We start from the raw sequence: 16,325 nt of genomic DNA, 5'->3' as shown, positions 1-16,325 counted from the left end.
GAGACTTTCGATGACCTATTTGCAGGAATCCAACCGGCCGAGAATCACCGTGCCAAAACTGCAAGCGATGCGCGAAGCGGGTGAAAAGATCGCGATGCTGACCTCTTACGATGCGAGCTTCGCGTCGTTACTCGACCGCGCAGGCGTCGACGTGCAGTTGGTCGGCGATTCGCTCGGCAACGTCATGCAGGGCCAAACGACGACGCTGCCCGTCACGCTCGCCGATATCGTCTATCACACGGCTTGCGTCGCGCGCGCGCAACCGCGCGGGCTCGTCGTCGCCGATCTACCGTTCGGCACCTACGGCACGCCCGCCGATGCTTTCGCGAGCGCCGTCGAGGTCATGCGCGCCGGCGCGCAGATGGTCAAGCTGGAAGGCGGCGAATGGCTGGCCGAGACGATCCGCTTTCTGGTCGAACGTTCAGTGCCCGTCTGTGCGCACCTGGGTCTCACGCCGCAATCGGTACACGCCTTCGGCGGCTTCAAGGTGCAAGGAAAGACCGAGGAAGGCGCGCAGCAATTGCTGCGCGACGCGCTCGCCGTTCAGAACGCGGGGGCCCAGCTGATCGTGCTTGAGGCCATCCCGTCCGCCGTTGCCGCGAACGTGACCAATGCGGTCGCCATTCCGACGATCGGGATCGGCGCAGGCGTCGACTGCTCGGGTCAGGTGCTCGTTTTGCAGGACATGCTCGGGATTTTCCCCGGCAAGCCGGCCCGCTTCGTCAAAGACTTCATGGCGGGCGCACCGAGCATTGGCGCCGCCGTCGAGGCTTACGTGAAAGCCGTGAAGGAAGGCTCGTTCCCCGGGCCCGAGCACGTCTTTTAACGCAACGAGAAAGGCTCGCGGCCATGAAGGCCGCGATGCCTCAAGCTTTATGCGTTTCGAATAATTCGTGCAGGCAATGCGCCGCGTAGCGCATTGCAGATGATCAAGGCTTCGGCGCGCAATAGATCGGCTTGCGTCAGCATTCGCTCGCGAGCGCTCATCGCCGCGTCGTCGAGCAATACTTGCCGCATCACGCCCGGCAGCAGTCCCGCCGACAGTGGCGGCGTGTACCAAGCCCCATCGAGCTTGACGAATACGTTCGTACGCCCGCCTTCGGTCAACTCGCCGCGTTCGTTGAAGAACAACGCATCGAACGCCCCGTGCGTTTCCGCGAGGCGCCAAGCCCGGTCGTACTCGCTGCGCGAGGTCGTTTTGTGGCGCAGCAAGAATTCGCTCGAACGTGTCGGCGCAAAACCATGTTCCGCGGCCAGCAGGACGCCGACGGGAGCGCCGGCTTCGTCGCCATATTGGGTATCCGTCATGCGGCGCACGGCACCGAGCGCGCCGCCCGTGATCTCGGCCTGGCCGCTCTTGCTCAAAGCGAGCCGCACACGGTGACCGACGCCTGCCGGCAGTTGCGCGCAATGTTCGGCGAGACTCTCGCACAGCGCCATCGCGTCGAACGCAAAACCGAGTTCGGCCGCACTCATACCGAGGCGAGCAAAATGCCGCTCGAGATGGCGTACGCCCTCCTCTCGGGTCGCATACATCGTCTCAAATAGTTGCATACCGGGGTCTGCGCCAGTTAGGAATTTCGCCTTGAGCCGGCACTCGGCATACTCGTCGAGCGCCACGCTGTCGAGCACGATGCCGCCGCCGACGCCCATCGTTCCGCGCCGTGTGGCGCCCGTCTCTGCGAGCGCGTCGAGCGTCAAGGTGCGAATCGCCACCGACAAGCCAAAGTCCCCGCAACCCGGGGCCTGTGCGACACCCTCGCCGCCGGCGGCCTGAGCGGGCAAGGCGTCGATCCAGCCGATCATACCCGTATAGAGCCCGCGCGGCGTCGTTTCGATTTCGTCGATGAGTTGCATCGTCCGGTGCTTCGGCGCACCGGTGATCGAGCCGCATGGGAACAGCGCGCGCAATACGTCGGCGAACGACGTGCCTTCGAGCAGGTCGGCTTCGATCGTGGACGTCATTGCCCAAATCGACGGATAAGGCTCGACCGAAAACAATGCGGGGACGCGAACGGAGCCCGTTTTCGCCACGCGCGACAAGTCGTTGCGCAGCAGGTCGACGATCATCAGGTTCTCGGCCCGATTTTTCGGATCGCTGCGCAAGAACGCCTCTGCGCGCGCGTCGTCCTCGGGCGATACGCCACGTGCCGTCGTCCCCTTCATCGGCCGAGTGCGCAGCCGCGCTCCGTGCTTTTCGACGAAAAGCTCGGGCGAGCACGACAGCACCCACTCGTCGCCGGGCAAGGCGATCAGCGCGCCATAGCGCACGGGCTGCCGCTCCCGTAGGCGCCGGTATAGTCCGACGGGCGAGCCGAATGCATCGAACGAGAGGCGATAGGTGTAATTGATTTGGTAGGACTCGCCGGCGCGCAACGCTTCGTGCACGGCCGCGATCGCTTCGACGAATGCGTCTTGGGTCACACTCTCCGTGACGTTCGCCGCACCGGCGACGGACGGCGGCGGTAGCGCCGCGCTCGCGCCCACGCTCGGCGGCACGTCGGACGACAAGCTGCGATCGAGCGCAGCCAGCCACGCATCCACCTGCTCGCGCGAGCGGCGTTCGCATCGCGCGAACAATAAAAAACGCAGCGGGGCATCGCTGCCACGCTGCGTGAAATGCGTTTGAGATCGAGCCGCCGCGAACGCTCTTCGCTGACCGAACTCGAGGTCTCGTCCGAACTCGTAGTCGCCGAGCACGACGGCATGCAATCCGCCGCGCAGGTCGCGCTCGAGTTCCGCGCAGACCGAATCGAGCGTGGCGGCGTCGGCACACACGTGTTCGCGCACGAAGTCCGTATAAAGGCGGCTCGTCGGCATCGTCGCGCTCGCCTCGCAGTCGTCAAGCAGCACGAAAGGGGCGCCGCGGTGTTCTACCTTCATCTACTCTATCCGTCGGCGCGCCCGCTCAATACTTCATGCGGGCGCGCAGCCGATCGGCCCGTCGGGCCGATCAATCGAAAAAGCTCTTCACGCGGTCGAACCAACTCTTGCTTTGCGGGCTGTGACGCGGACCGCCTTCCACGAGCGACTTCTCGAACTGCTTGAGCAGATCGCGCTGCGTGTCCGTCAGCTTGACGGGCGTCTCGACCTGCACGTGCACGTACAAATCGCCCGGGACGCTCGAACGCAAGCCCTTGATGCCCTTGCCGCGCAACCGGAACGTCTTGCCCGATTGCGTACCCTCGGGCACCGTGAAGGTGGCACGGCCCGCGAGCGTCGGCACCTCGATCTCGCCGCCGAGCGCCGCCGTCGTAAACGGAATCGGCATTTGGCAGTGCAGATCGTCGCCGTCGCGCTCGAACACCGTGTGCGCCTTGATATGGATCTCGACGTACAGGTCGCCCGGCGGCCCGCCGTTCACGCCCGGCTCGCCGTTGCCCGACGAACGAATGCGCATGCCGTCGTCGATTCCGGCCGGAATCTTGACCTCGAGCGTCTTCGTCTCCTTCACCTTGCCCGCGCCATGGCAGCTTACGCAAGGATCGGGGATATAGGTGCCGCTGCCGTGACACTTGGGACACGTTTGCTGAATACTGAAAAAGCCCTGCGACATGCGCACCGCGCCCGAGCCGTTACAGGTCGGGCAGGTTTCGGGCTTCGTGCCCGGCTTGGCGCCCGAGCCATGACAGATTTCGCACGAGACCCAGCTCGGTACGCGAATCTGCGTCTCGCAACCGTGCGCCGCTTGCTCGAGCGTAATCTCCATGCTGTAGCGCAAGTCGGCGCCGCGGTACACCTGCGGGCCCGCGCGCCCGCGGGCCGCGCCGCCGGCCGCTTGCCCGAAAATGTCGCCGAAGATGTCGCCGAACGCATCGGCGAATCCGCCGAAGCCTTGCGCGCCGGCGGCCCCGGCCATGTTCGGATCGACGCCGGCATGGCCATATTGATCGTAGGCCGCGCGCTTTTGCGCGTCCGAGAGCATTTCGTAGGCTTCCTTCACCTCTTTGAAACGCTCTTCGGCATTCTTGTTGTCGGGGTTGCGGTCGGGGTGGTACTTCATCGCGAGCTTGCGATACGCCTTCTTGATCTCGTCGTCGCTCGCATTCTTGGCAACGCCCAGAACCTCGTAGTAATCCCGTTTCGCCATCGGTTCACCGCCGGTTCGCGCGTTGTCGCGCGACCGCTCCTTTCGCATACTGTGGAGTCTTTCGACCCGTTAGACAGGCACCGCCGAACCGGCTCGACCGGTCAGGCACCCCGCCCTCCATAAAACAAATGTGCCCGGAGAACCCGAAGGCCCGCCAGGCGTCGATCCGGCCGGTCGTCTCGTACGAAACGCCGGCCGCTTTACGGCGCGAGAACGCAACCGTCGGTCAGTCCTTCTTCACTTCCTTGAACTCTGCGTCGACCACGTCGTCCTCGGGCTTGCTCGAGCCTTGACCGGCGCTCGCGCCGGAGGCCGACGCTTCACCGGCCGCCGCACCCGCGGCGCCTTGCGCCTGCATGTCGGCGTACATCTTTTCGCCGAGCTTTTGCGACGCGGTGGCAAGCGCTTCGATCTTCGCCTCGAGCGCAGCCTTATCGGCCGAACTGCTCTTGAGCGCTTCCTCGAGTTCCTTCAACGCAGATTCGATCTTTTCCTTTTCGGAGCCGTCGATCTTGTCGCCGTACTCGGTCAACGCCTTCTTCGTGCTGTGCACGAGCGCGTCGCCCTGGTTGCGCGCATCGGCCAACTCGCGCAGACGGTGATCTTCCTCGGCGTTCGCCTCGGCATCCTTCACCATCTTCTCGATCTCCGCTTCGGACAAGCCCGAGTTCGCCTTGATCGTGATCTTGTTCTCCTTGCCCGTCGCCTTGTCCTTCGCGCCCACGTGCAAGATGCCGTTCGCGTCGATGTCGAACGTCACCTCGATTTGGGGCACGCCGCGCGGTGCGGGCGGAATCCCTTCGAGGTTGAATTCGCCGAGCAGCTTATTGCCCGCGGCCATCTCGCGCTCGCCTTGGAACACCTTGATCGTCACGGCCGACTGGCTGTCGTCCGCCGTCGAATACACTTGCGCGTGCTTCGTCGGGATCGTGGTGTTCTTGTTGATCATCTTCGTCATCACGCCGCCGAGCGTTTCGATACCGAGCGAAAGCGGCGTCACGTCGAGCAGCAGCACATCCTTGCGCTCGCCCGAGAGCACTTGCCCTTGAATCGCGGCACCCACGGCAACGGCTTCGTCCGGGTTCACGTCACGGCGCGGCTCCTTGCCGAAGAACTCCTTCACCGTGTCTTGCACCTTCGGCATGCGCGTCATACCGCCGACCAGGATCACGTCGTCGATGTCGCCTACCTTCACGCCGGCATCCTTGATCGCGATACGGCACGGTTCGACCGTCCGCGCGATCAGATCCTCGACGAGCGCTTCGAGCTTGGCGCGCGTGATCTTCAGGTTCAAGTGCTTCGGACCCGTGGCATCGGCCGTGATGTACGGCAGATTGATTTCGGTCTGCTGGCTCGACGAGAGTTCGATCTTCGCCTTTTCCGCCGCTTCCTTCAGACGCTGCAACGCGAGCACGTCCTTCGACAAATCGACGCCTTGTTCCTTCTTGAACTCGCCGATGATGTAATCGATGATGCGCTGGTCGAAGTCTTCGCCGCCGAGGAACGTATCGCCGTTCGTCGAGAGTACTTCGAACTGCATTTCGCCGTCGACGTCGGCAATCTCGATAATCGAGACGTCGAACGTGCCGCCGCCGAGGTCATACACGGCGATCTTGCGATCGCCCTTTTCGGCCTTGTCCAAACCGAATGCGAGCGCAGCCGCCGTCGGTTCGTTGATGATCCGTTTGACTTCCAGACCTGCGATCCGGCCCGCGTCCTTCGTGGCTTGACGCTGGCTGTCGTTGAAGTACGCCGGCACCGTGATCACAGCTTCCGTAACCGGCTCGCCCAGGTAATCCTCGGCCGTCTTCTTCATCTTGCGCAGCACTTCCGCCGAGATTTGCGGCGGAGCGAGCTTCTGACCATGCGCCTCGACCCAAGCGTCGCCGTTGTCGGCCTTCATGATCTTGTAGGGCATGAGGCCGATGTCCTTTTGGACTTCCTTTTCCTCGAAGCGGCGGCCGATCAGGCGCTTGACCGCGAACAGCGTGTTCCGCGGGTTCGTCACCGACTGACGCTTAGCCGGCGCGCCGACGAGAATCTCGTTGTCGTCCATGTAGGCGATGATCGAGGGGGTCGTACGCGCGCCCTCCGAGTTCTCGATCACTTTCACCTGATTGCCTTCCATCAACGCCACGCAAGAGTTCGTGGTGCCGAGGTCGATGCCGATAATCTTGCCCATTTTTCCTGATCTCCGAAATATTCGATCGCTTCGACGGGGGGCGCTTCGTTTGCGCCACCGCCCGCTCAATTCAAACCTGCACTCAACATGTGTGCTGAGCCGCCGTTTTCAAGGCCTTCACACCGCTTGCCACCGCCGGCGTCTCGTCGATTGTTTCGGCGGGCGCCTTCCGCATCTCGAAAATCAAAATACGGTGACATCGACATCGCGCGCTCATTGCTCGCGCTTTCTTTTATGCGGCGAACGGCCGGCCTCGGATTACTTCGGCTGCGCGACCGTCACGAGCGCGGGACGCAGCACGCGATCGGCGATCACATAACCCTTTTGCAACACGGAAACGACTGTGTTCGGCTCCTGCTCGGCCGGCACCATCGAAATAGCCTGGTGGCGGTGCGGATCGAATTTTTCGCCCACCGGATTCACCGCCACGACGCGCCCCTTTTCCATCGCGCTCGCGAGCTGGCGCAGCGTCAACTCGACGCCTTCACGCAGCTTCGTCGCGTCGCCGGACGTATCCGCCAGCGCAGCTTCGAGACTGTCCAACACGGGGAGCAAATGCTCGGCGAAACCTTCGATCGCGAACTTGCGCGCCTTGCTGACGTCCTCGGCGGCGCGGCGGCGTACGTTTTCCGTCTCCGCCTTCGCGCGCAGGTAACTCTCGTTCAGCTCGGTGATCTTCGCCTGTGCATCGCCGAGCGCGGCGTCTGCGCCGGCAGCGCCGGGCTCTTGCCCAGCGCCGGTTTGAACTGCAACGTTCTCGGCCGCACTTTGCGCGGCGGCGTCGGAGGGTTGCTGTTGCTGGCTGGCCGAATTGTCTTGCGTATTTTCCATGTCGCTGAAAATCGTCCAAAAAGTGAAATCGATGCGACGGCTGGCCGATGCGTCACGTCACGGGCCGCCGGGCCACAGATCCGAATTTCTCACGGTCCGTTGCCGAAAAACGACGTTACCGTCGCGCGTCGCGAGGCAAATGGGGGCGCCAGGAGCCGTTTCAAGCCCTTGGCCGCCCATTTTTTGCACCAACGGCACAAATGTGGAAACGAACGGTAACACCGGTTACGGCAGAACCGCGAAAACGGCGTTGAGCGCCATCGTGGTTTGCCCTACACTGACCTCATGCGTTTCGCGTCCGGCGAGGCCGGGCGACCGAGCGCTGCCGCATCGCCCATCCGACGCTTACGTCCGTATCGCCTTTCTCCGCGCGAGGGAGTACCGTGAAACTGACCTTTGCCATCGCCGTGGTCGCACTGGTACTCGTCGCGGGAACCACGACCATCTGCTTGTCCGGCGCAGTGACCGATTGCACGACGGAATACGGCGGCGCCCACGCGGCCATGGATTCGCTGTTTACTCCCCACCCGAAAGCTTGTCGATGACGCGCCGGTCGCGCTTGGTCGGCCGTCCTTGCAGCCCGGCCGCGGGTTCGCGGTAAGTCCGGCGGCGCTCCGCTTCCACCTCGCGCTTGGCGCGGCTATCGGCCGTTTCGGCATAAAGCGTCTGCGCGACGCTCGCCGGCCCGCGCACCTCGCACACGCCCAGCACCTGAATCTCCCACACGATCCGCTCGATCTCGATCGTGACTAAGTCGCCCACGCGCACCTCCTTCGCCGGTTTCACGCTCGCGCCGCCGATGCGCACGCGCCCTTTTTCGACGGCGTCAGCCGCGAGCGACCGCGTTTTGAAAAACCGCGAGGCCCAGAGCCATTTGTCGATGCGCATGCGCGCCCCGGGTTCAGTCGAAATCTTGTAGTTCATCTGAGCGATGCCAAGGAAAACAAAGAAGCACGGGCTCGAGCATCGAAGCACGCAACGACCCTGCCCGGAATAAGGCCGGAGCCGGAGCCCGAACGAGCCGCGAGCCGTCGTCCTCCGATCCGTCCGCTCATGCCGCTGCTCATACCGCCGCGCCTACCGGCACGCCTTCGAGGACGGGCCAGCCTTGCAACTGCTGAGCGACGATTTCGCCGAGTGCCCCGATCCAGGCTTGCGCTGCGTTCAAGCAAGCGATCCGATGAAATTCCTTCCCGCCTGCGTGCAGGAACTCATCGCGCACCTCGAGACCGATCTCCTCGATCGTTTCGAGGCAATCCGCCGTGAACCCGGGGCAAAAAACGTCCGCGCGGCGCACGCCCGCGGCGCCGAGTTCGCGCAGCGTGGGAGCCGTATAGGGCTGGAGCCACTCGGCGCGGCCGAAACGCGACTGAAACGTCACCAGACATTCGGTCGGCGTGAGCCCAAGCGTCGCCATCAATAGCCCGGCCGTCGTGCGGCACTGATCGTGGTAAGGATCGCCGAGATCGAGCGTTCGCTTCGGTACGCCATGGAAACTGAGCACGAGCCTGTCGCCGGCCGCAAAATCGGGCTGGCCATGCGACGCCCAGTACCGCCGTACTTGCTCGGCAAGCGCGGCAATATAGGCAGGGTGGTCTGCATAGTGGCGCACCGTGCGCACTTCGAGCTGGTTGCGCATCCGGGCAAGCGCGGCAAAGGCATCGTCGAACGCCGTTGCCGTCGTCGAAGACGAGTACTGCGGATACATCGGCATCAACAGCACGCGCTCGGCGCCCGCGAGTTTCAATTGCCCCAGCATGGCGCCGATACTGGGCGTGCCGTAGCGCATCGCGTAATCGACGAGCACCCGGTAGCCGTTCGCATGCAGCAACTGACGCAGCGCCTCCACCTGCTTTTCGGTATGCACGCGCAGCGGCGAGCCTTCCGGCATCCAGACCGAGGCGTATTTTTTCGCCGACGTGCGGCCGCGCAGCGGCAAGATCAGGCCGCGCAAGAGCGGCTGCCAGACCAGCGCCGGAATTTCGACGACGCGCGGATCGGACAAGAACTGGGCCAGGTAACGGCGCACGGCGCGCGGCGTCGGCGCGTCGGGCGTGCCGAGGTTGATCAGCAGCACCGCGACGCGATGCGAGGCGGCAGGCTGCGACGGCAACTCGAGATCGAAACGCATGAGCAATAGGATGTGCCCGAAGGCGAGGCATCAGCGAGGCACAGGGCCTGCGCCGCTTAGGTTGACGTGAGCGTCATTATAGCGGGGGCCCTCGGCGCGGTCGGCTCGGCCGTCCGGTCAATGGCGCGCGGCCGGCAACCGGTGCACGATGCGCCATGACCCGGGGCTAAGGACGGGGCGGGCCCGGCCGCACTACGGTCGAGCTACGGCTGACTCAGGGCGGTGGAAAGCAGGCGTGCGGTGATATCGACGATCGGAATCACGCGGTTGTAGGCCATTCGAGTCGGTCCGATCACCCCGAGCGTGCCGACGATCTTGCCGTTGACCTCGTAGGGTGCCGTCACCACGCTCATTTGCTCGATCGGCACGAGCGTCGATTCGCCGCCGATGAAAATCTGCACGCCTTGGGCGTGGCTCGATACGTCGAGCAATTGAAGGAGGCTCGTTTTTTGATCGAAAACGTCGAACAGCTTGCGCAGACGCGCCATGTCGGACGAGAGGTCGGCCACTTCGAGCAAGTTGCGCTCGCCCGAAATCAGGACGGTCTCGCTTTCGTCGCTCTCCTCCGTGCTGGCGGTGACCGCCGCATGCATGAGCGCCGTCATGTCGCCGCGCAACTGGTCGATTTCCTCGCGCAGCCGCCGGCGCACTTCGTCGAACGAGAGCCCACCGAAATGCGCATTGATGTAGTTCGACGCCTCGATGAGCTGCGACGGCGAATAGTCGCGCTGAGTCGCCATCATCCGGTTTTGAACGTCCCCTTCAGGCGTGACGACGATGAGCAAAATGCGCTTGTCCGACAGGCGCATGAACTCGATCTGTTTGAAGACGTGGCTGCGGCGCGGCGTCATCACGACGCCCGCGAACTGCGACAGGTTGGACAGGACGCTCGCCGCGGCGGCCACGACCTTCTGCGGCTCGCCCGGCTTCAACGTCTTGCGCACCGCGCGTTCGACGGCCTCGTCGTCTTGGATCGGCTCGACGGTCAGCATCGTGTCGACGAACAGCCGGTAGCCGCGCGGCGTCGGAATCCGGCCGGCCGACGTGTGAGGGCTCGCGACCAACCCCAGCTCCTCGAGGTCCGACATGACATTGCGGATCGTCGCGGGGCTCAGCTCGAGCCCCGAATAACGCGACAGCGTGCGCGAGCCGACGGGCTGGCCTTCGGCGATATAGCGCTCGATCAGCGTTTTGAGGAGAGTTTGTGCGCGGGGTTCTAGCATGACGCAAAATTTTAGCCAAACAACGTGCCCCCCGGGAGCGCGTGACGGCGCTCGATCGTTCGCGGGCGCACGGCATTGACGGGCAGGCCGGGCGCAAGCGACGCGATACCGGCGGCGGGCGCGCCTGGCCGCCGGCGTCTTATCGGGACACCGTCATTCTAGCGACAAATCGCCGGAGCGGGACGGTGTGGACGTGGGTCTCCATCGAGGGCAAACCACGACGACGGTTCTTTTCGACACCCACCTATGGTGTAATGCCGGCATGGAAATTGGCAGCCAGTTCAAGACTGTGGCGCTCGTGGGGCGCAGCAACACGCCAGGCATCGGCGAGCCGCTGACGGCGCTCGCCGCCTGCATCGAGAAACGCGGCTTTCAAGTCGTGTTCGAAGCCGAGACCGCCCGCGACATCGGCGTGACCGGCTATCCCGCGCTGACGCCCGCCGAGATCGGCGCGCGCGCCGACGTCGCCGTCGTGCTGGGCGGCGACGGGACGATGCTCGGCATCGGCCGGCAACTCGCGCCGTACCGCACGCCGCTCATCGGGGTGAACCAAGGCCGGCTCGGCTTCATCACCGACATTCCGATCTCCGAGATGAGCCAGCGCGTCTCCCAAATGCTGGCAGGCAGTTTCGAGCGCGAGGAGCGCACGCTGCTCGAGGCGCGCATCGTCCGCGAGGGCGAGCCGATCTACCATGCGCTCGCGTTCAACGACGTCGTCGTGAACCGGAGCGGCTTTTCGGGGATGGCGGAGTTGCGCGTGTCGGTCGACGGGCGCTTCATGTACATCCAGCGCTCGGATGGGCTCATCGTGGCGACGCCGACAGGCTCGACCGCCTATGCGCTTTCGTCGCAGGGACCGATTTTGCATCCGCAACTGCAAGGCGTCGTGCTCGTGCCGATCGCCCCGCACGCACTGTCGAACCGCCCGATCGTGCTGCCCGACAACTCCAACGTCAGCATTCAAATCATTGGCGGGCGCGACGTGAACGTCAACTTCGACATGCAGTCGTTCACCGCGGTCAAGCTGAACGACACGATCGAGGTGCGTCGCTCGCGGCACACAGTGCCCTTCCTGCATCCGGTCGGCTACAGCTACTATGCGACGTTGCGGCAAAAGCTCCACTGGAACGAGCACCCTTCGGACGAGCAGGGCGATGCCCAGGTCCCGTAACCCGGACCGCCGCCCTTCTTGCCGGCTCCGCAAGACACGCCGTTAATACGACACCCATGCTCCGCCACCTCTCGATACGCGACTTCGTCATCGTCGCCGCGCTCGACCTCGAATTCGACCGCGGTTTCACCGTCTTTTCCGGCGAAACCGGCGCAGGCAAATCGATACTTATCGATGCGCTCGCCCTTACGCTCGGTGCCCGCGCCGATGCCGACGTCGTTCGCACCGGCGCGACGCGCGCCGACCTCACCGCCGAATTCGACGCCGGCGCGCACGTGGCCCAATGGCTCGACGAACATGCGCTCGGCGGCGAAGAATCCTCGGGCGAGAGCCGCGTGTTGCTGCGCCGCGTCGTCGACGCGGGCGGGCGCTCGCGCGCCTTCATCAACGGCACGCCGGCCACGCTCACTCAGTTGCGCGAGGTGGGCGAGATGCTCGTCGACATTCACGGGCAGCATGCGCATCAATTGCTCATGCGGCCCGACGCGCAGCGCACCCTATTCGATACGCATTCCGGGCTGACCACGATCGCAGCCGCCGTGGGACGCGCCCATCGCGCCTGGCGCGACGCGCAGCAAGCGCTCGAACTCGCCACATCGCGCGATCGCGAACTACAGCTCGAACGAGAACGGCTGGCCTGGCAGCTCACCGAACTCGACAAGCTCGCGCCGCAGCCGGGCGAGTGGGAAGAAATCAGCAACGAGCATCGGCGGCTCGCCCATTCGGCCAATCTCATCGAAGGTGTACGCGGCGCGCTCGACGCCCTATCCGAAGCCGACGACGCGATGATCGGCCAACTCGGCTCGATCATTTCGAAGCTCCGCGATCTGGCCGACATCGATCCGGAACTCGGCGATGCGCTCGCCGCGCTCGAGCCGGCCGAAATCCAGTTGCGCGAGGGCGCCTACTCGCTGACGCACTATGCGCAGCGTCTGGAACTCGATCCCGATCGGCTGGCGCAAGTCGAGCATCGGCTCGACGCGCTGCATTCGCTCGCCCGGAAATTCCGCCTGCAACCCGAAACGCTGCCGCAGGAACATGAAGCGCGTCGTGCTCAGCTCGCGGCGCTCGACGCGGCCGCCGATCTCGATGCGCTGACGGCTGCCGTCGAAAAAGCGCGCCAGGCCTATATGACCGAGGCCAAGCAGTTGTCGAAAGCGCGGGCCAAGGCAGCGAAAGCGCTCGGCGCCGCTGTCACGACGGGCATGCAGGAACTGTCCATGGCCGGCGGGAGCTTCGAAGTGGCGCTCGTGCCGCTCGCCGAGGGCGGCGCGCACGGTCTGGAACAGGTCGAGTTTCGCGTGGCCGGCCATGCCGGGGTGCCGCTGCGGCCGCTGGCCAAAGTCGCCTCCGGGGGCGAACTGGCGCGGATTAGCCTCGCGCTGGCCGTCATCGCCAGTGCCGCCAGCCTCACGCCCACGCTGATTTTCGATGAAGTCGATACGGGTATCGGCGGCGGCGTGGCGGAAGTCGTCGGCCGCTTGCTGCATCAACTCGGGCGCGACCGGCAAGTCTTGTGCGTGACGCACTTGCCCCAAGTCGCCGCGCGCGGCGACCACCACTTCCAAGTGGCGAAGGCCGCGGCATCGGGCGGCACGACGCTCTCGACCGTCGTCTCGCTCGATCACGCGAGCCGCATCGAGGAAGTGGCGCGTATGCTCGGCGGGTTAGAGATCACCGCGACGACGCGCCGGCATGCCAAGGAAATGCTCGCCGCCTAGCGAGCGGACCGCATCGTCGCGGCCGCCCCAGGCAACCTCGCCACCTCGCATCTAACCGAACACGCGCCGCCAGAGCGTGAGCACCGTCTCTCGCTCCTGCGCGACGCGCTCGTGCGGCACGCACGCCTTTTCCATACCGTCGAGCCGCAACTGGTGCTGGAGCTTGCGATACGTGCGGTAGGCGGCGCCGACCGCCTCCGCTTCGTCGGCGCTCATGAGTCCGAAGCGCGCCACCTCGCGCAATAGCGCGATGTTGCCCGTGTTGCGGATGAGCTCGGGATCGTGCGCGGCATGCAGCAGCACCCAGTACTGAACGACGAACTCGATATCGACCATGCCGCCGCGATCGTGCTTGACGTCGAACAGCTCGCCTCGGTTCGGATGACCCGCCGCGACGCGCTCGCGCATCGCCACGATTTCCGCCGCGAGCGGCCCGCTCTCGCGCGGCGTCGTGAGCACGCACTGACGAATCTCCTCGAACGCTTGGCCGATCTGTGCATCGCCCGCGCAAAACCGCGCACGGGTCAGCGCCTGATGCTCCCAGACCCAAGCCGTGTTGGCGGCGTCGCCTTCTCGCAACTGATAGCGCCGAAACGCCCCGAGGTCCGTGATGAGCAGCCCCGATTCGCCGTTCGGGCGAAGCCGCAAGTCGATATCGAAGAGCGTGCCGGCGCCCGTCGCCGTGGTCAGCCACGTAATGAGCCGGCGCGTGAACGTCGAGTAAATATCGGCCGCCGCATCGTCCGGATCGTCGTAAAGAAAGATCAGGTCGAGATCGGACGCGTAACCCAGTTCCTTGCCGCCCAATTTGCCGTAAGCGATGATCGCCACGCGCGGCACCTCGCGGTGTCGCTTCGGCAACTGCTGCCAAACGGCTTCGAGCGTCACGTCGAGGACCGAATCGGCCAGCTCCGACAAACGATCGCTAACCTGCTCCACCGTCAGGCGGCCCGCGAGGTCGATCAGCAAGATGCGAAAGACCTCGGCCTGATGCGCATGGCGCAGCAAGTCCATCTGCTGCTCCACCCCGTCCGCCGCCGCGAGCCGCGAACGCAGCGATGCCTTGAATTCGGGCCAGTCGAAGGGACTGCCGATCGCTTCGTCGTCGAGCAATTCGTCGAGCAACTGGGGGTGCCGAATCAAATAGCCGGCAGCCCAGCGCGACTCGGCCAGCACGTCGAGCACACGCTCGAGCGCCGCCGGATACTCGTTGAGCAGCGCGAGGTAAGCGCCGCGGCGGCCCACGGCTTCGAGCAGATCGATCATGCGTGCGAGCGTCGGCGCACGCTTGGGCCGCGGCTCCATCGCCGCGACGGCATCGAGCGCGCGTGCCGCAATCGTGTCGAACCGTTCGCGGTTGCGCTCCGGAAGCCCCTGGTAGCGCGCCGAACGGCGCACGGCACTTAGACGCGCATGGACTTGCTGCGGATCGTCGAAACCGGCCGCGCTCAGGCGCGCGATCGTTTGTTCATCGGCCGCTTCGTCTTCGAGCACGCAGTCCCAGAGCTCGCCGGCACGCACGGCTTGCGCGCCGCCGCTTTCCGAACCCTGCGCGTGCGCGCCGGCCTTGTCCGCGAAGATCTGATCGAATTGCGCCTCGACGCGCTCGCGATGGCCGTCCAGCACGGCCGCCATCGCGGCGAAATCGGCAAACCCCATCGTCTCGGCAAGTCGCGCGCGCTCCTCGGCATCGACGGGCAGCGCATGGGTCTGGGCATCGTGACGATATTGCAGCCGGTGCTCGAGTTCGCGCAGGAACCGATAGGCGTTCGACAATTCGGCGCAGACCGACGGCGCGATCAGGCCGCGCGCGGCGGCGTGCCGGAGCACGGCCAGCGTCGGCCGGATCCGAAAGCCGGAATCTTGGCCGCCGCGAATCAATTGAAATACTTGCGCGCTGAATTCGATCTCGCGGATGCCGCCTCGGCCGAGCTTGATGTCGTCCGCCTTGTCGGGGCGCATCGTGGCGCGGCGCTGCGCCTCTTCGCGGATCTGCCGATGCAGAGAACGGATCGCACCGATGACGCCGAAGTCGAGATAACGCCGGTAGACGAATGGTTTGACGAGGGCCTCGAGCTGCTGCGACAGACGCCGGGCCGCGTCGCTGTCCTGCTCCGATACGAGCCGCCCCTTGATCCAGGCGTAGCGCTCCCATTCGCGCCCTTGCACGTAGAAGTATTCTTCCAACATGCCCAGGCTGCAAACGAGCGGCCCCGAATCGCCGTTCGGGCGCAACCGCATATCGACACGGAACACGTACCCGTCCGCCGTCGTTTCGGCCAATGCGCCGATCAACCGGCGACCGAGGCGTGTAAAGAATTCCTGCGTCGAGATCGCTGCGCGGCTACCGCCGGCGGTTTCGCCGTCATCCTCGTAGACGAAGATGAGATCGATGTCCGACGAGACGTTGAGCTCCCGGCCGCCCAGCTTGCCCATCCCGACCACGCCCAGCGTCAGGCGATTGCCGTCCGCCGCGCGCGGCTCGCCGTAAAGCGCTTCCAATTCGTGCGAGAGGACGTCGATGGCACGCTGGATCGCGGCCTCGGCCAAATCGGTCATGGTGGCCGTCACTTCGGCGACATCGGCTTGCCCGGCCAGATCGCGCTCCATCACCGCGCAAAAGACTTCCGTCCGTAAGCGGCGCAAGGCGCTCCCCAGCGCCTCTTCCCCGATCGGCGCGCCGTGCGCCGCACCGGCCGCCTGGCGGCGTTCGGCGATGAGTTCGCGCAGCCGCGAATCGATTCGCTCTCGCGTGATCGGCGCCTCGGCCCAGGCGGCGATGCGGTCCGCCAACTCGGGACGCGCGGCGATCGCGCGGGCGGCATACGTAGAATAGGCGGAACTCAGCAGTGCGGCGGCAGTCATGGATAGGCGTGGCTCGCTTGTTGCAACGGTAGCGGCAGCCGCGCGTTAAAGTGGCTTGCTGCAACGCAATGCCGTCAGCCGCGAATCGGCTGCGAGTATTGCGGGCGGCGT

General features: G+C 65.0%; 11 protein-coding genes. 3 read left to right on the top strand and 8 right to left on the bottom strand.

The genetic code is table 11. The features are described from left to right. Nucleotides 1-10: 10 nt before the first annotated feature. Nucleotides 11-826, top strand: a complete 816-nt coding sequence (panB, locus tag AB1286_RS15770; RefSeq protein WP_430364141.1) for a 3-methyl-2-oxobutanoate hydroxymethyltransferase — start codon at nucleotides 11-13, stop codon at nucleotides 824-826. A gap of 47 nt (nucleotides 827-873) precedes the next feature. Here the strand turns inward: panB and AB1286_RS15765 are convergent, their stop codons facing one another. The 7 genes from AB1286_RS15765 to hrcA all read right to left on the bottom strand — a co-directional run bounded on the left by AB1286_RS15765 (nucleotide 874) and on the right by hrcA (nucleotide 10,457). After that, on the bottom strand, nucleotides 874-2,883 hold the full coding sequence (locus AB1286_RS15765; RefSeq protein ID WP_430364140.1) for a chorismate-binding protein: 2,010 nt from the start codon (nucleotides 2,881-2,883) through the stop codon (nucleotides 874-876). Nucleotides 2,884-2,953: 70 nt separating this feature from the next. Beyond that, nucleotides 2,954-4,090: a molecular chaperone DnaJ gene (dnaJ, locus tag AB1286_RS15760; protein ID WP_430364139.1), complete on the bottom strand. Its 1,137-nt coding sequence runs from the start codon at nucleotides 4,088-4,090 to the stop codon at nucleotides 2,954-2,956. Between the two features lie 226 nt (nucleotides 4,091-4,316). Then, the gene (dnaK, locus tag AB1286_RS15755; RefSeq protein WP_430364138.1) at nucleotides 4,317-6,272 is read right to left on the bottom strand and encodes a molecular chaperone DnaK; all 1,956 of its coding nucleotides are present in this window, start codon (nucleotides 6,270-6,272) and stop codon (nucleotides 4,317-4,319) included. Nucleotides 6,273-6,530: 258 nt separating this feature from the next. After that, nucleotides 6,531-7,103, bottom strand: coding sequence for a nucleotide exchange factor GrpE (grpE, locus tag AB1286_RS15750; RefSeq protein WP_430364137.1), 573 nt, complete (start codon nucleotides 7,101-7,103; stop codon nucleotides 6,531-6,533). Between the two features lie 516 nt (nucleotides 7,104-7,619). Next, nucleotides 7,620-8,027 carry an RNA-binding S4 domain-containing protein gene (locus AB1286_RS15745; RefSeq protein WP_430364136.1) on the bottom strand — a complete coding sequence of 136 codons (408 nt, stop codon included), beginning with the start codon at nucleotides 8,025-8,027 and terminating at the stop codon, nucleotides 7,620-7,622. Nucleotides 8,028-8,166: 139 nt separating this feature from the next. Beyond that, a complete protein-coding gene (gene hemH / locus AB1286_RS15740) occupies nucleotides 8,167-9,234 on the bottom strand; it encodes a ferrochelatase (RefSeq protein ID WP_430364135.1) in 1,068 nt (355 codons plus the stop codon). A 203-nt stretch (nucleotides 9,235-9,437) separates the two neighbouring features. After that, nucleotides 9,438-10,457: a heat-inducible transcriptional repressor HrcA gene (gene hrcA / locus AB1286_RS15735; RefSeq protein WP_430364134.1), complete on the bottom strand. Its 1,020-nt coding sequence runs from the start codon at nucleotides 10,455-10,457 to the stop codon at nucleotides 9,438-9,440. 262 nt (nucleotides 10,458-10,719) lie between these two features. On the opposite strand from hrcA, the gene AB1286_RS15730 reads away from it, so the two are divergent. Together AB1286_RS15730 and recN are read left to right on the top strand one after the other, a co-directional pair. Then, the gene (locus AB1286_RS15730; protein ID WP_430364133.1) at nucleotides 10,720-11,628 is read left to right on the top strand and encodes an NAD kinase; all 909 of its coding nucleotides are present in this window, start codon (nucleotides 10,720-10,722) and stop codon (nucleotides 11,626-11,628) included. 56 nt (nucleotides 11,629-11,684) lie between these two features. Further along, on the top strand, nucleotides 11,685-13,349 hold the full coding sequence (recN, locus tag AB1286_RS15725; RefSeq protein WP_430364132.1) for a DNA repair protein RecN: 1,665 nt from the start codon (nucleotides 11,685-11,687) through the stop codon (nucleotides 13,347-13,349). Between the two features lie 51 nt (nucleotides 13,350-13,400). On the opposite strand, the gene glnE is transcribed toward recN, so the two are convergent. Continuing rightward, entirely contained in the window at nucleotides 13,401-16,214 is a 2,814-nt protein-coding gene (gene glnE, locus AB1286_RS15720; RefSeq protein ID WP_430364131.1) for a bifunctional [glutamate--ammonia ligase]-adenylyl-L-tyrosine phosphorylase/[glutamate--ammonia-ligase] adenylyltransferase, read from the bottom strand. Nucleotides 16,215-16,325: the final 111 nt, after the last annotated feature.

Origin of the sequence: Trinickia sp. NRRL B-1857 (genome assembly GCF_050470685.1) — a bacterium.
Classification (GTDB): Bacteria; Pseudomonadota; Gammaproteobacteria; order Burkholderiales; family Burkholderiaceae; genus Trinickia.
The sequence above is the reverse complement of the archived record's forward strand: the minus strand, read 5'-3'. Positions and strand labels throughout refer to the sequence as shown.

Excerpts from the sequence above, each read along its gene's own strand:
- dnaJ (WP_430364139.1), bottom strand. The coding sequence starts at position 4,090 with ATGGCGAAACGGGATTACTACGAGGTTCTGGGCGTTGCCAAGAATGCG.
- AB1286_RS15765 (WP_430364140.1), bottom strand. The coding sequence starts at position 2,883 with ATGAAGGTAGAACACCGCGGCGCCCCTTTCGTGCTGCTTGACGACTGC.
- hrcA (WP_430364134.1), bottom strand. The coding sequence starts at position 10,457 with ATGCTAGAACCCCGCGCACAAACTCTCCTCAAAACGCTGATCGAGCGC.
- glnE (WP_430364131.1), bottom strand. The coding sequence starts at position 16,214 with ATGACTGCCGCCGCACTGCTGAGTTCCGCCTATTCTACGTATGCCGCC.
- AB1286_RS15745 (WP_430364136.1), bottom strand. The coding sequence starts at position 8,027 with ATGAACTACAAGATTTCGACTGAACCCGGGGCGCGCATGCGCATCGAC.
- AB1286_RS15730 (WP_430364133.1), top strand. The coding sequence starts at position 10,720 with ATGGAAATTGGCAGCCAGTTCAAGACTGTGGCGCTCGTGGGGCGCAGC.
- hemH (WP_430364135.1), bottom strand. The coding sequence starts at position 9,234 with ATGCGTTTCGATCTCGAGTTGCCGTCGCAGCCTGCCGCCTCGCATCGC.
- grpE (WP_430364137.1), bottom strand. The coding sequence starts at position 7,103 with ATGGAAAATACGCAAGACAATTCGGCCAGCCAGCAACAGCAACCCTCC.
- dnaK (WP_430364138.1), bottom strand. The coding sequence starts at position 6,272 with ATGGGCAAGATTATCGGCATCGACCTCGGCACCACGAACTCTTGCGTG.
- panB (WP_430364141.1), top strand. The coding sequence starts at position 11 with ATGACCTATTTGCAGGAATCCAACCGGCCGAGAATCACCGTGCCAAAA.
- recN (WP_430364132.1), top strand. The coding sequence starts at position 11,685 with ATGCTCCGCCACCTCTCGATACGCGACTTCGTCATCGTCGCCGCGCTC.